Origin of the sequence: Cellulomonas cellasea (genome assembly GCF_006538745.1) — a bacterium.
GTDB lineage: Bacteria > Actinomycetota > Actinomycetes > Actinomycetales > Cellulomonadaceae > Cellulomonas_A > Cellulomonas_A cellasea.
The window spans coordinates 1-13,762 of sequence record NZ_BJLR01000001.1 but is presented as its reverse complement, the minus strand read 5'-3'; the positions used below and the strand labels follow the sequence as shown (position 1 = coordinate 13,762).

At 75.3% G+C, this 13,762-nt stretch carries 8 protein-coding genes; 2 read left to right on the top strand and 6 right to left on the bottom strand.

Annotation, left to right across the window (positions count from 1 at the left end):
- Positions 1-47: 47 nt before the first annotated feature.
- The gene (locus tag CCE01nite_RS00040; RefSeq protein ID WP_052103899.1) at positions 48-2,870 is read right to left on the bottom strand and encodes a molybdopterin-dependent oxidoreductase; all 2,823 of its coding nucleotides are present in this window, start codon (positions 2,868-2,870) and stop codon (positions 48-50) included.
- Positions 2,867-3,709 carry an FAD binding domain-containing protein gene (locus CCE01nite_RS00035; protein ID WP_034628052.1) on the bottom strand — a complete coding sequence of 281 codons (843 nt, stop codon included), beginning with the start codon at positions 3,707-3,709 and terminating at the stop codon, positions 2,867-2,869. The genes CCE01nite_RS00040 and CCE01nite_RS00035 overlap by 4 nt, the downstream gene beginning before the upstream one ends.
- Positions 3,710-3,919: 210 nt before the next feature.
- Between CCE01nite_RS00035 and CCE01nite_RS00030 the strand changes: the two genes are divergently transcribed.
- Positions 3,920-6,250, top strand: coding sequence for an ATP-binding SpoIIE family protein phosphatase (locus CCE01nite_RS00030; RefSeq protein ID WP_052103897.1), 2,331 nt, complete (start codon positions 3,920-3,922; stop codon positions 6,248-6,250).
- An 84-nt stretch (positions 6,251-6,334) separates the two neighbouring features.
- Here CCE01nite_RS00030 and glf read toward each other — a convergent pair whose 3' ends face one another.
- The 4 genes from glf to CCE01nite_RS00010 form a co-directional block, all read right to left on the bottom strand.
- On the bottom strand, positions 6,335-7,525 hold the full coding sequence (gene glf / locus CCE01nite_RS00025) for a UDP-galactopyranose mutase (RefSeq protein ID WP_052103894.1): 1,191 nt from the start codon (positions 7,523-7,525) through the stop codon (positions 6,335-6,337).
- Positions 7,522-7,839: a hypothetical protein gene (locus tag CCE01nite_RS00020; RefSeq protein ID WP_034628049.1), complete on the bottom strand. Its 318-nt coding sequence runs from the start codon at positions 7,837-7,839 to the stop codon at positions 7,522-7,524. The genes glf and CCE01nite_RS00020 overlap by 4 nt, the downstream gene beginning before the upstream one ends.
- On the bottom strand, positions 7,836-10,382 hold the full coding sequence (locus CCE01nite_RS00015; protein ID WP_141371808.1) for a glycosyltransferase: 2,547 nt from the start codon (positions 10,380-10,382) through the stop codon (positions 7,836-7,838). The genes CCE01nite_RS00020 and CCE01nite_RS00015 overlap by 4 nt, the downstream gene beginning before the upstream one ends.
- 210 nt (positions 10,383-10,592) lie before the next feature.
- Entirely contained in the window at positions 10,593-12,509 is a 1,917-nt protein-coding gene (locus CCE01nite_RS00010; protein WP_084142585.1) for a sugar-binding domain-containing protein, read from the bottom strand.
- 139 nt (positions 12,510-12,648) lie between these two features.
- On the opposite strand from CCE01nite_RS00010, the gene CCE01nite_RS00005 reads away from it, so the two are divergent.
- On the top strand, positions 12,649-13,762 hold a 1,114-nt coding region (locus tag CCE01nite_RS00005), incomplete at its 3' end, for an MCP four helix bundle domain-containing protein (protein ID WP_170223918.1).

Below are 13,762 nucleotides of genomic sequence, written 5' to 3'. Positions count from 1 at the left end.
ACGCGAGCCGGTCCGGTCCCGGACCTCGCTGCCGGAGGCACGCGGGATCAGGGTGCCGCGTCCGAGGGCGCGACCCGGCACCCCGCGGCGAGCCGCCACACCCGGTCGCGCGTCATCGGCAGCGCGTGGGGCCGCACCCCGAGCGCGTCGCGCACCGCGTTGGCGAGCGCCGGGGCGACCGGGTTGTACGGCGCCTCGCTCATCGACTTCGCGCCGAGCGGGCCCAGGTCGTCGTGCGTGCGGGCGAACAGGACCTCGGTGACCGGCACGTCGGACATCTGGGGCACGTGGTAGCTGCGGAACGCCGCGGTCGTCACGCGCCCCTCGGCGTCGAGCCGGACCTCCTCGTGCAGTGCGGTGCCGAGCGCCTGGGCCGTCCCGCCCTCGACCTGGCCGCGCAGCTGCTCGGGGTTGAGCACCGTCCCGGCGTCGACCGCCTGGACGGACTGCAGGACGCGGACCTCGCCCGTCGCGGTGTCGACCGCGACCCGGAACGCGTGCACGTTGAACGCGACCGACCGCAGCGCGCCGTGCTCGCTCGCGTCGGCCTCGAGCGGTCCGGCGGCGAGCAGCTCGTCGGCGGTGACGAGCCGGTCGCCGACGAGGACGCCGCCGTCGACCACCCGGACGTCGTGCGCGTCCTCGTCGCGGGCCGCGTCCGTCGTCGGCCCCGCCGCACCGCCGTGCGCGACGAGCGGCGACGCACCCGAGCTCGCACCCTGACCCGCGCCGACCAGCGCGACCGCCCTCCGCTCCATCGCCGCTGCGAGCGCGAGCGCCGCGACGTGCAGCGCCCGGCCGGCGACGACGACGCCCGCCGACCCGTACGCGCCGGTGTCGTAGCGCGCGGTGTCGGTGTCGGACTGGCGCACCCGCACCCGGTCGGTGCGCGTGCCGAGCGCGGTCGCGACGAGCTGCGCGTGGACCGTCGTCGTCCCGTTGCCGAACTCCGCCGTCCCGACGTCGACCTCGACGTCGCCCCCGGGCAGGAGCCGCGCGGCGACCTCGGCGTGGTGCCCGCGCGGGGGGAGCGTCGCGATCATCGCGAGCGCCATGCCGGTGCCGGTCCGCCACGTGGGCCCGGTCGGCGCCGCGACGCCGTCGCCCCGCGCGAGGGCGTCCTGCGCGAGGTCGAGGCACTGGTCGAGCCCGTAGCTGCCGTAGAGCAGCTCGGGGTGCCCGGCGGGGTCGGTCACGACGAGCGGGTCGCCGGGCACGACGACGTTGCGCCGCCGCAGGTCGAACGGGTCGATGCCGAGCTCCCGGGCGAGCTCGTCGAGCGCGGACTCGACCGCGAACGCGACCTGCCCGAGCCCGTACCCGCGGAACGCCCCCGACGGGAGCGTGTGGGTGTAGACCGACCGGGCGTCGACGCGCTTGTTCGGGCAGCGGTACACGCTCGTCGACTCGTTGACGCTGTGGAACATGACGCCGACGCCGTGGTTGCCGTACGCGCCGGTGTCGGCGAGCTCGTCGACCGCCATCGCCGTGAGCACGCCGTCGCGCGTGGCACCGAGCGTCACGGTCACGCGCATCGGGTGCCGCGTCGGGGCGACACGGAACTCGTCCTCGCGCGTCATCTCGTACTGCACGGGGCGCCCGATGCGGAGCACGGCGAGCGCGACGAGGTCCTCGGTGAGCATCTCCTGCTTGCCGCCGAACCCGCCGCCGATGCGCCCGGTGAAGACCCGCACGCGCTCGCGGTCGAGGCCGAGGACGTGGGCGATCTCGTCGCGCACGAGGAACGGCACCTGGCTCGACGTGCGCAGCACCAGGCGCCCGTCGGCGTCGAGCCACCCCCGCGTCGCGTGCGTCTCGAGCGCCGCGTGGTTGACGCGCGGCGTGCGCCAGGTCCCGGTGACGACCACGTCGGCGGCGGCGAGCGCGGCGTCGACGTCGCCGAGCTCGCCGTGCATCTCCGCGACGGTGTTGCGCTCCGGGGCGGCGATGCGGCTCTCGGGCCCCTTGTCGCCGTGCACGAGCGGCGCCCCGGGCAGGTCCGCGAGCTCGGGGTCGAGCACCGCGGGCAGCACCTCGTAGTCGACCAGGAGCGCGTCGAGCGCGCGCTCGGCCTCCGCGAGGGAGTCGGCGACCACGGCGGCGACGCGCTGGCCGCGGAAGCGCAGCACCGGGTCGAGCACGCGCGTGTCGTCGGGGTCGTCCGTGCGGGACTCGTGGCGGCCGGTCGAGAACAGCGTCGCGGGGGAGTCGTGGTGCGTCAGCACGGCCCGCACGCCGGGCATGGCCTCGGCCGCGCGCGTGTCGATCGCGGTGATGCGCGCGTGCGCGTGCGGGCTGCCGAGCACGGCGACGTGTGCGAGGTCGGGCGTGCGGACGTCGAGCGTGTAGGGCTCGGTCCCGGTGACGACGCGCACCGCGGCGGGCGCCGGGACCGAGCGCCCGGCGGCGTCCCCGGCCGGCGCCGGGCCGGTGTTGACGACGCCGCAGATCCCGTCGCGGATCGACCGGTACCCGGTGCACCGGCACAGGTTGCCCTTGAGCAGCCGCGCGAGCGCCTCGGGGTCGGCGCGCTCCTCGTCGGTGAAGGTCGAGGCCGTCACGACCATGCCCGCGGTGCAGAACCCGCACTGGAACGCGCCCGCGTCGACGAACGCGCGCTGCAGCGGGTGCAGCGCGTCGGGGGTGCCGAGGCCCGCCGCGGTGGTGACGGACCGGCCGTCGAGCCGGTGCGCCGGCACGAGGCACGCGTGCACGGCGGCGCCGTCGAGCAGCACGGTGCACGCGCCGCAGTCGCCCGCGTCGCAGCCCTTCTTGACCGCGTGGTGGCCGTGCTCGCGCAGCAGCGTCCGCAGGACCTGACCGGGCCGGGGGGCGGCCTCGACGGGCTCGCCGTCGACGTGGAACCTCATGCGCCACCGCCCCGGCCGGCCGGCGCCGGGGGAGGTGCCGCCGCGAGCTCGGCGCGGACCTCCTCGGCGAGCAGCACGGTCATCGCGTGCCGCCAGTCCGGCGCGCCGTGCGGGTCGTCGTACCAGTCGTCGATCGCGTGCACGGCGCCGGCGAGCTCGCCCGGACCCGGCGGGGCGTCGAACCGCAGGACGTGGGGCCGCGGCGTCGAGGCGGTCACCACGACGACCGTGCGCCCCGTGGCGTCGACCCGCCCTGTCACGAACGCCCCGGAGCGCCCGAGCGGCGACAGCGCGATCCGGCGCGCCGCCGTGCGGGCGTCGAGCACGGCGCGCGGGACCTCGACCGACCGCAGCACCTCGCCGGGACGCAGCGCGGTGCGCCGCACGCCGAGCACGAGATCGGCGACGGGCTCGGTGCGCTCGCCGCCGCCGGGCGTCCACACGAGCGCGTCGGCGTCGAGCGTCGCGGCGAGCGCGATCATCGGCCCCGCGGGCAGCGCGAGGCAGACGTTGCCGCCCACGGTCGCCGCGTGCCGGACCGTGAACGAGCCGAGCAGCGCGTCGCAGCACGCGCCGACGAGCGCCGCCACCGGCGCGGGCAGCCCGGGCGTGGCCGCGCCCAGCTCCGCGAGCGTGCACGTCCCCGCGATGCTCAGGCCCGCGCCGGTCACGGTCAGCGGCGGCCAGCCGAGCCCGGCGAGGTCGACGAGCCCGGTCACGCCCGGCTGCGGCTCGGAGAACAGCCACGTCCCGCCGCCGAGCAGGACCTCGCCCGGCGCGCACCCGAGCTCGTCCCGGCGGTGCGGGACGCGGACGGTCCGGACGGAGGTCAGATCCATGGGACGGCCGAGTGAACCGCACGCGCGTGACGCCGGTGTAACGCGCGGGGCCACGGCGGGTTGCAGGTCCACCCGCCCGCGCGGCACGTCTGGGGCGCGGGAGCGGTGTGCAGCAGGCGAAGATGTGCGTCAGCGGACCGGAGGGTCCCGGCGGTGCTCACGGCGGGCACGGCCCCGGTCGCGGCACGACCGTCGTCGTCGAGGAGGCACATGCGGGACGAGCGGGCACCGGCGGCCCTCGACGGCGCCGTCGACCTCCGTCGGGTCTTCGACGCCTCGCCGACCGCGTACCTCGTGCTCGACCACGACCTCGTCGTCGTCGAGGTGAACGCGGCGTACGTCGGGCTCGTGGGCCGCGGCCGCGAGGAGCTCGTCGGTCGCCCGCTCTTCGAGGCGTTCCCCCCGGACCCCGCGACGGTCGACGAGCAGGGCCGCCACCCGCTGCAGCTCGCGCTCGAGCGGGTCCGCGACACCGGGCGCAGCCAGGTCGTGCCGCTCGCGAAGTACGACGTCGACGTCCCCGGCGGCGGGCGGGCCGAGCGGTTCTGGTCGCTCACGCTCGTCGCGCTGCCGGGTCACGACGGCGGACCGGGCCTGGTCCTCGAGCGCGTCGAGGACGTGACCGCCTACGTCGCCGAACGGCGCGCCCGCGGCCGGGACACCGGCGGCGAGGCGCCCCTGCCCGAGCACGTCGAGGCGCTCGAGGCCGACCTCTACGTGCGGCTGCAGGAGCTCGTCGCCGCGCAGGAGGCCCGGGACGTCGCCGCGCGCCGGGTCGCGGGCCTCGGCGAGGTCGCGCTGCGGCTCACCTCCGCGGAGAGCGTGCAGGACCTCGAGCGGATCGTCCTCGCCCAGGGCCCGCAGGTGCTCGGCGCCGCGGGCGGGGCCCTGTTCACGCGCGACGAGGTAGGCGGCTGGCGGGTCAGCGCCGCCGCGCTCGGCGAGCACGTGCAGGACCGGTACCAGCACCTGCCGTTCGACAGCCCGCTGGCGGGGCCGTGGGTCGCGCGCACCGGGCGACGGCTGCTGCTGCCCACGCGGGCGTCGGGCGTCGCGTTCCACCCGAGCATGGCCGCGGCGTACGCCGACACGCAGCGCGACGCGTGGGCGATCCTCCCGCTGACGGTGCGCGACGCGTGCGTCGGTGCGCTCGCGGTGTCCTGGGTCGAGGAGCGCACGTTCGACGCCGACGAGCTCGAGCTGCTCGACAGCCTCGCGGCGCAGTGCGCCCAGGCGCTCGACCGGCTCATGGCGCTGCAGGCCGAGCGGGAGGCCGCCGCGGTCGCGGCACGGACGTCGGAGACGCTCCAGCGCTCGCTGCTCAGTGACCCGCCGCAGCCCGCCGGCCTCGAGGTCGCGGTCCGCTACGTCCCGGCGGCGCAGGCGACCCAGGTCGGCGGGGACTGGTACGACGTGTTCGTGCAGCGCAGCGGCGAGACCGTCGTCGTGATCGGCGACGTCGTCGGGCACGACATCGAGGCCGCCGCCGCGATGGGCCAGCTCCGGGCGATGCTGCGCGGGATCGCCGTCACGACGCCCGCGTCGCCGGCCGAGCTCGTCCGGGCCGTCGACCGGGCGATCGACACGCTCGAGCTCCCGACCGTCGCGACGGGGCTCGTCGCGCGCGTCGAGCGCGTGCCCGGCGAGCCGGACGGCGACGACCGGGTCGTGCGGTGGTCGAACGCGGGGCACCTCCCGCCGCTCGTCGCGCACCCGGACGGCTCGGTCACGCAGCTCGCGGGCGAGCGCACGAACCTCCTCCTGGGCATCAACCCGGAGGCGGAGCGCGACGAGTGGACCGCGGAGCTCGCCGCCGGCTCGGTGCTCTTCCTGTACACGGACGGGCTCGTCGAGCGGCGCGGGGAGAGCGTCCCGCTCGGCATCGAGGCCCTGCGCACCCGGCTCGCGGCGTCGGCCGGCGCGCCGCTCGAGGAGCTGTGCGACGACGTCCTGGGCGCGATGCTGCCGCCGCACCCCGAGGACGACGTCGCGGTCGTCGCCATCCGCGTGCACCGCGCAGGCGACCCGGCGCTCGCGGACCGCGCCCCCGCGTCCCCGGTGGCCGAGGAGCGCACCCGGACGCCCCGGGACGCCGGCGACCCGGGCCCCGCCGGACCGGGCGCCGACCGCCGCACGCTCCGCGTCCCGGCCGTCCCGCAGTCCGCGCACACCAGCCGGCACTGGGTCGTGGGCGTCGCGCGCGAGCACGGCGCGGGTGACCCCACGCTCGCGCTGGCCAAGCTCCTCACGAGCGAGGTCGTGACCAACGCCGTCAAGTACGGGCTGGTGCGTGAGCTCGTCGCCGTGACGGTGACGTGCGCCGCGGGGTCGATCACGGTCTCCGTGCAGGACGACAACCCCCACGCGCCCGTGGTCAAGCACGCGCGCCGCGAGGACACCGGGGGGCGCGGCATGGAGCTCGTCGAGCGGTTCGCGGAGGCGTGGGGGACCGACGGGAGCGCGGCCGGCAAGGGCGTGTGGTTCCGGCTGCGGCTCGACCGGCCGACGGTCCACGACCCGGGTCCGGCGCCGGCGTCGTGACGGGGCGGCGTCAGCACGAGCCCGGTGCGCGCGAGCCCGCGACGCCGCGCGCGGGTGGCCGCGGCGCCACGGGCCCCCGCCCGGTCAGCCCTCGGTGAGCCGCGCCGCGAGCCGGTTGTCGAACATCGACATCGCCGACGCGATCGCCATGTGCATGTCGAGGTACTGGTACGTCCCGAGCCGCCCGCCGAAGAACACGTCGGGCTCCGCGGCGGCGCGCTCCCGGTACCGCGCCAGGACCTCGCGGTCCCGCGCGGTGCTGATCGGGTAGTACGGCTCGTCGCCGGGCTCGGCCGTCCGGGAGTACTCGCGCACGACGACCGTCCGGTCCTCCGGGTAGTCGCGCTCGGGGTGGAAGTGCCGGAACTCGTGGATCCGGGTCCACGGCACGTCGGAGTCCGCGTAGTTCATGACGGACGTCCCCTGGAAGTCGCCGATCGGCAGCACCTCCTGCTGGAAGTCGAGCGTGCGCCACCCGAGCCGCCCCTCGGCGTCCCCGAAGTACGTGTCGAGTGGCCCGGTGTACACGACCGGCACGCCCGCCGGGACGAGCCCGCGCACGTCGAGGTAGTCGACCTCGAGGACCACCTCGACCAGCGGGTGGTCGGCGAGGCGCTCGAGCCACGCGGCGTACCCGTCGACCGGCAGGCCCTCGAAGGTGTCGTTGAAGTAGCGGTTGTCGAAGTTGTAGCGCACGGGGAGCCTGCTGATGATCTCCGGGGGCAGCTCGCGCGGGTCGGTCTGCCACTGCTTCTCGGTGTACCCGCGCACGAACGCCTCGTACAGCGGGCGCCCGATCAGGGAGATGGCCTTGTCCTCGAGGTTCCCGACGTGCGCCGGGTCGATCTCGGCGGCGTGCTCGCGCACGAGCGCCCGGGCCTCGGTCGGGGACAGGTGCTGCCCGACGAACTGGCAGATGGTGCCGAGGTTGATGGGCATCGGGAACGTCTGGCCCTTGCTCACCGTGAACACGCGGTGCTGGTACCCGGTGAAGTCGGTGAACCGGCGCACGTAGTCCCAGACCCGCTGGTTCGACGTGTGGAACAGGTGCGCGCCGTAGCGGTGCACCTCGATGCCGGTCTCGGGCTCGAACTCCGACCAGGCGTTCCCGCCGAGGTGGGCGCGGCGCTCGAGCACGACGACGCGCTTCCCGAGCTCGGTGGCCGCACGCTCGGCCACCGTGAGGCCGAAGAAGCCGGAGCCGACGACGACGAGGTCGGCGGACGCGAGCCGGTCGGCGAGGCCCGCGGTGCCGGAGGGGTGGGTGCTCGTCACTGGTCCAGCTCCTTCGTCGTCGGGCACGGTGCCGGGACCCGGCACGTCGGGCAGAGGTCGGGCCCGGTCGCGGGCGACGGGCTGTGCAGCCGCCGGACCCGGGACAGCCGGGCGAGCAGCGGCGCGCGGACGAACGGCGTCGCGGACGTGACGGCGGCGTCAGCCAGCAGCGGGACGGCCGTGCCGGTGAGCCGCACGGGACCGAGCCCGGCGTCCCGCAGCCCGGCGGACGCGGCGCCGACGGCGTACCGGTGCGCCTCCTCGAGGTCGTGCGCGAGCGCGGTGCGCCGCAGCTGCGCCTGCCACGCGGTCACGCCGTCTCCTCCGCCCGGGTGCCGGCGCCCGCGGACCGGGCCGCGTCGAGCAGCCCGGCCATGGAGGACGCGATGTGGTCCCACTCCTGGCGCGCCTGCAGCGGCCTCGCCCGGCGGTCGCGCGCCCGGGGGTCGTCGAGCAGCACACGCCGGCACGCCGCCGCGAACTGCTGGCCGTCGTCGGCGAGGCAGACGACGTCGGCGTAGTCGGCGATCACGTCCGCGACCCCCGTCGAGACCACGGGCAGCCCTGCGGCGAGGTACTCGAGCGTCTTGGTGGGGCTGATCGAGCGCGTGGCCTCGTTCAGGGCGAACGGCATCAGCGCGACGTCGAAGCCGGCCATGACCTCGGGCAGCTCGTCGTACCGCGCCATGCCCGGGTACTCGATGTTCGGTCGCCGTGGCAGGTCGGCGGGGTCGATCTTCGCGACGGGCCCGACGACCCGGATCGTCCAGTCGGGCAGGTACTCCGCGAGCTCGTCGAGGAGGTCGAGGTCCAGCCGCTCGTCGACGACACCGACGTAGCCCGCGACCGGGCGCTCGTGCTCGGTGCGCAGCAGCCGGCTCTGCGCGTAGTGCTCCGTCTCGACGCCGCTGCGGAACAGGTGCACACCCGTGGTGCGCTGCTTGCGGATGGACCGGTCGAGCGACGGCCCCCCGGTGAAGACGACGTCGGCCTCCGCGAGCAGCCGGCGCTGGCGCAGGACGAGGCCCTCGGGCGCGTCCTTGAACGACGCGAGGTCGTCCATGACGTCGTACACGAGCCGGCCCGGCTCGAGGTGCTGCGCGAGCTCGAACGCCATGGGGGTGTACACCCACACGTCGGGGGGCAGCGCCCGCTCCCCGAGCATCGCGGCGAGCAGCGCGCCGTAGCAGTCGGCCGCCGCGTCCTCGAAGCCCCGGTCGGCCGGGTGGGCCTCGGAGCGCAGGGTGGGGCTGTCCGCGACCGGCATCACGAGCCACACGCGCGTGATCCCGTCGACCTCCTCGGTCCCGAGGCGGGGGGTGTCGACGTCCGCGACGACCGGCTCCTCGACGACGTACGTCCGGGCGCCGGCCTCGGCCCGCTGCCGGGCGAGCCGGGACACGATGTGCTGGGGTCGCTGCCAGACCCACGGCCACCGGAGATGGGACAGCACGACGAGATCGGGCTGCGTCGGCTCGGTCGTGGCCGGTACGGCGGACGACGGCAACGTGGTCATGGTGTGCTCCCGGGTGTCGAGGTCGTGGTCGGAGAGGTCGGGGGAGCCGGTGCGGCCCGTGGGGAGGTCGGCGCTCAGCGCCGGGACCGTCTGCTCGGGGGTCGGGTCGAGCCACGGCCAGTGCGCCAGCGACGGCAGGAGGCCCTGGAGCTGCTCGTCGCACGGCGGCTGGAAGCGCACCGCCGGGAGGTCCGCGACCGGGGCGCCGGCGGCGGCGCGCTCCCAGGCGTCGGTGAACTCCGTGCGCCGGCGCGTGCCGTCCGCGTCGAGCGAGACCACCCCGACGGGGTCGACCCGGCCGGCGGCCCGCGCCAGCAGCGAGTCCCAGTCGGCGGAGTCGACCTGCGGGAACCAGCAGTACCCGTGCAGCGGGACGCCGCGGGACAGCGCGAGCTCGTACTGCTCGAGCGTGTAGCGCATCCAGGAGATGCGGTCCGAGGGCAGCCCGCGCAGGTTCGTCTCGGTCAGCATGACCGGCAGTCCGTAGCGCTCCGCGTACTGCTGCACGACGTCCGCCATGCCGACCGGGTGCGGCGACGGCGCGTGGCTGCCGTGCTCGTCGTAGAACCACTCCGAGTGGCAGTAGTAGTCGAGCCCGAGCACGTCCACCCGCAGCGGCGGGAGCGTGAGCAGCTCCTCCCCGCCGTCCACGACGAGCTCGCGGAGGAACGGCCGCTCGAGATCGAGGTCGTGGCCGAGGGCGAGGTCGAGGACGACGTGGCGCCGGTCGTTGGCCAGCGCGGCGTAGTCGACCCCGGGGCCGGTCGCGGTGTGGTGCTCCGCGGTGTCGACCCACACGTGGTGAGCATCGGGCAGTGCGGTGCGCCAGTACGCCGCCGCCTCGGACAGGGACGGGAGCACCGAGAGGAGCAGCCGGCGCAGGCCGGGGACCCCGCGGTCGTACGGCGGCCAGAGGGCCTCGTGGCCGGACAGGAACAGCGTCGCGAACGGCTCGTTGAAGAGGGTGTACGCGGCCAGCCACGGGTACCGGTCGGCGACGGCGGTCGCGTACCGCACGAACGCCGGGCCGAACCGCTCGTCCCGGAACCCGTCGGTCAGCCAGTCGGGGTAGGACGTGTGGTGCACGAGGTCGACGATCGGGACGGCACCCCGCGCGCGCAGCGTCCCGAGCACGCGGTCGGTCTCGTCCCAGTCGAAGACCCCGGGCTGGGCCTCGATGCGGTGCCACCGCAGCGGGTACCGCAGGTGCCGCACACCGCCCGCGAGGAGCTGGTCGAGGTCCTCGTCGTACCGGGCGACGTGTCCGGTGACCTCGAGGGCATCGACACCGGACGCCGGGTGGTAGGTGCTCTCGAAGCCGCCCACGAACGTACGGCCCACGTCCGGGAGAGGGTGGAGCGGGTGGACAGAGCCGGCGTCGATCGGGCGCACAGTACCTCCGAGATCGGGGACGCGGCCTCGCGTCCTCCGTGCATCGGGCTGTGTACCCAACCGGTCTGCCAGACAACCTAAGCCGGAAACGCCGGTCCGGCGCGTCGAGCGTCCTCCGGGAGACGGGCAAGTGTCCAGGTCAGGGGCCTGGGGTGCAGGTCAGCGCGGGTCCAGGTCCGCACCGACGCCCTCGATCCGGAAGTCCGGGGAGGGCTCCCGGGGGCCGCCCGGGGGGTAGTCGCCGTAGGAGAACTCGTCGACCGCGTCGCCCGGGACGGCCGCCGAGACGCGCGTCGTGATGCGCCGGATCTGCTCGACGGGGGCCTTCGGGACGCGCTCCGCGGTCAGGAGCCCGTTGCGTTCCTGCTGGGTGTCGGTGAGCTGGGTCCAGCAGAAGCCGACGACGGCCGCGCTGTCGAGCAGCGCGTGCACGAGGTCCTGGTACCCGGCGAGCAGCTGGTCGCTGCTGCGCACGGAGCCGTACCCGCTCCAGCCGGCGCGCTGGTCCGGGTCGTAGGAGATCCCCCCGAACTCGCTGATCAGCACGGGCCGGTCCTCGCGCGAGGCGCCCGCGAGCAGCACGACGCGGTACGCGGGCTGCGTCCGCGCGAGGGTGTGCTCGAGCCGGTCCCAGTCGGCGTACCGGTCGCGCAGGACCTGCCCGCGCGAGGCGTAGTCGTGCACCGTGACGACGTCCGTCACCGGCTGCTCCCAGCCGTCGTTGCCGATCACGAGACGGTCGCCGTCGAGCGACTTCGTCAGGTGGTAGAGCGCCCGCACGAGGTTCTGCTGCTCCGGCGAGCGCTCGAGCGCGGGCACGCCCCAGCTCTCGTTGACCGGGACCCAGGCGATGATGCACGGGTGGCTCGCGTCGCGGTCGAGCACCTCGAGCCACTCGCGGGTGAGCCGCTGGATGGTCGTCACCGAGAACTCGTACGCCGCGGGCATCTCGGCCCACACGAGCACCCCGAGGCGGTCGCACCAGGCGAGGAACCGCGGGTCCTCGACCTTCTGGTGCAGCCGCACGCCGTTGAAGCCGAGGTCCTTGACGAGCTGGACCTCGCGCCGCAGGGCATCGGGGTCAGGGGCGGCGAGGTGGGACTCGGGCCAGAACCCCTGCGCGAGGACGAGCCGCAGGTAGTACGGCCGGCCGTTCAGCAGCAGGCGGTCGCGGGACGCGGAGATGCTTCGGACGGCGGTGTAGCTGCCCACGACGTCGAGGACCTCGTCGCCGTCGAGGAGCACGAGCGTCGCGTCGATGAGGTTGGGGTGCTCGGGCGACCAGAGGAGGTCCGAGTGCCCGAGGCTCATGTCGTGCTCCGCGAGCGTGATCCGGCGCTGGACCTGGCCGCGGTCGACCGAGTAGACGTCGTCGGACAGGACGCGCTCGCCCTGACGCAGCACGACGCGCAGCCGGGCACCGTCCCGCCCGTCGGTCCGCACGCGCACGTCCATGTCGACGCCCCGCCCGTCCGCGTCGGGCTTCCAGCGCAGCGCGCGGATGCGGGCGGCCGGGACCTCCTCGAGCCACACCGTCTGCCAGATCCCGGACGTGCGGTCGTACCAGATCGCGTGCGACTCCGCCTGCCAGTCCTGCTTGCCGCGCGGCTGGCGCAGGTCGCCCGGCAGGTCCTCGGCGCGGACGACGACGACCTGCTCGCCCTCCGGCACCAGCGCCGACGTGATGTCGGCCGTGAACGGGGTGTTGCCCCCCTCGTGGTAGGCGACCGACTGCCCGTTGACCCATACGTGCGCGCGGTAGTCGACGGCGCCGAAGTGCATGAGGAGCCGGTGACCGTCGCGCTCGTGCGCGGTGAAGGTGCGCCGGTACCAGACGACCGGGTGGAACCCGGTGTCGCCGATCCCGCTCGCGGGCGACTCGAACGGGAACGGCACCTGGATCCGCCGGTCGAAGTGCGCGGGGTCGCCGTCGTGCCAGTCGTCGTGCATGCCGACCATGCCGTCGTCGAACGCGAAGCCCCACGGGCCGCTCAGGTCCACCCAGCCGGGCCGCACGAACTGCGGACGGGGGTGGTGCACGTCGGTCGGGACGGTCGGCGCGGGTCCGTGAGCCATGCGGTTCATCGTGTCCCAGCCGCGCCCGCTCGGCACGCGGGCGGAGGACCTCGGACCTCTCATCTGGGTGCCCGAGGCGACGAATGAGGGGGTGCGGTCCGGGGCAGGGCCGTGCTCACCACAGAACGGAACAGCCGTCATGTCTGCAGAACGCCGGACCTCCTTCCTCTCCTGGTTCCGCGACCGCGGGGTCCAGACCCGGGTCCTCACCGCGGTGGTCGTCGCCGCTCTCGTCGCCGCCCTGCTGGGCACCGTGGGCGTCGCCGCCCTCGCGAGCACGAACGCCGCCGCGACCGCGATGTACGAGAACAACTTCACGGGCTTCCAGCACGTCGCGACCGTGCGCCGCTCGGTCCTCGAGATGCGCCTCGAGGCCGCCAACCAGGTCATCTCGGGGACGGAGGAGGCCGACGCGCACGAGACCGCGTCGCGCGCCGCGGAGACCGCCGGGCGCGAGGCGCTCGCCGCCTACCGCGAGCTCGACGTGACGCCCGAGCAGGAGGCGCTGCTCGACGAGGTCGAGGCGGCGCTCGACGGCTACGTGCTGATCCGCGACGAGCGGATGTTCCCGGCCGGCCGCGAGGGCGACGTCGAGGCCTGGCGCGAGGCGCGCGAGGTCGCTGGCGCGCAGATCGACCCGATGATGGACGCGCTGCAGGCGCTCGTGGACGTCGAGAAGTCCGACGCGGCCGGCGCCGTCGAGCAGTCGACCACCGCGTACGAGGGTGTCCGGACGCTCGTGATCCTGCTGCTCGTCGTCGGGCTCGTGCTCGCGCTCGGGCTGGGCGTGCTCATCGCGCGGTCGATCGTGGGCGGGCTGACCCGGGTGCGCCTGGTGTGCGAGGCCCTCGAGCGCGGCGACCTCACGGTGACCGCCGGCCTGACGTCCGCGGACGAGGTCGGGCGGATGGGCTCGGCGCTCGACGCCGCGGTCGGGTCGCTGCGCACGGTCGTCACGACGATCGACGCGTCCTCGGGCACGCTCGCGGGCGCGGCCGAGGAGATGTCGAGCACGAGCGCGCAGATCGCGGCGAACGCCGAGGAGACCGCGTCGCAGGCGGGCGTCGTCTCGGCGGCCGCCGAGCAGGTCTCCCGCAGCGTCCAGACGGTCGCGGCGGGCGCCGAGCAGATGGGCTCCTCGATCGCCGAGATCGCGTCCAACGCGAGCCAGGCCGCGCAGGTCGCGGGCCAGGCGGTCGACGCCGCGGGCGCGACGACCGAGGTGATGAACCGGCTCGGGGAGTCGAGCCGGC

Bases quoted from the DNA above. Each gene is read 5' to 3' on its own strand.
- CCE01nite_RS00040 (WP_052103899.1), bottom strand. From the start codon at position 2,870: ATGAGGTTCCACGTCGACGGCGAGCCCGTCGAGGCCGCCCCCCGGCCC.
- CCE01nite_RS00035 (WP_034628052.1), bottom strand. From the start codon at position 3,709: ATGGATCTGACCTCCGTCCGGACCGTCCGCGTCCCGCACCGCCGGGAC.
- CCE01nite_RS00030 (WP_052103897.1), top strand. From the start codon at position 3,920: ATGCGGGACGAGCGGGCACCGGCGGCCCTCGACGGCGCCGTCGACCTC.
- CCE01nite_RS00010 (WP_084142585.1), bottom strand. From the start codon at position 12,509: ATGGCTCACGGACCCGCGCCGACCGTCCCGACCGACGTGCACCACCCC.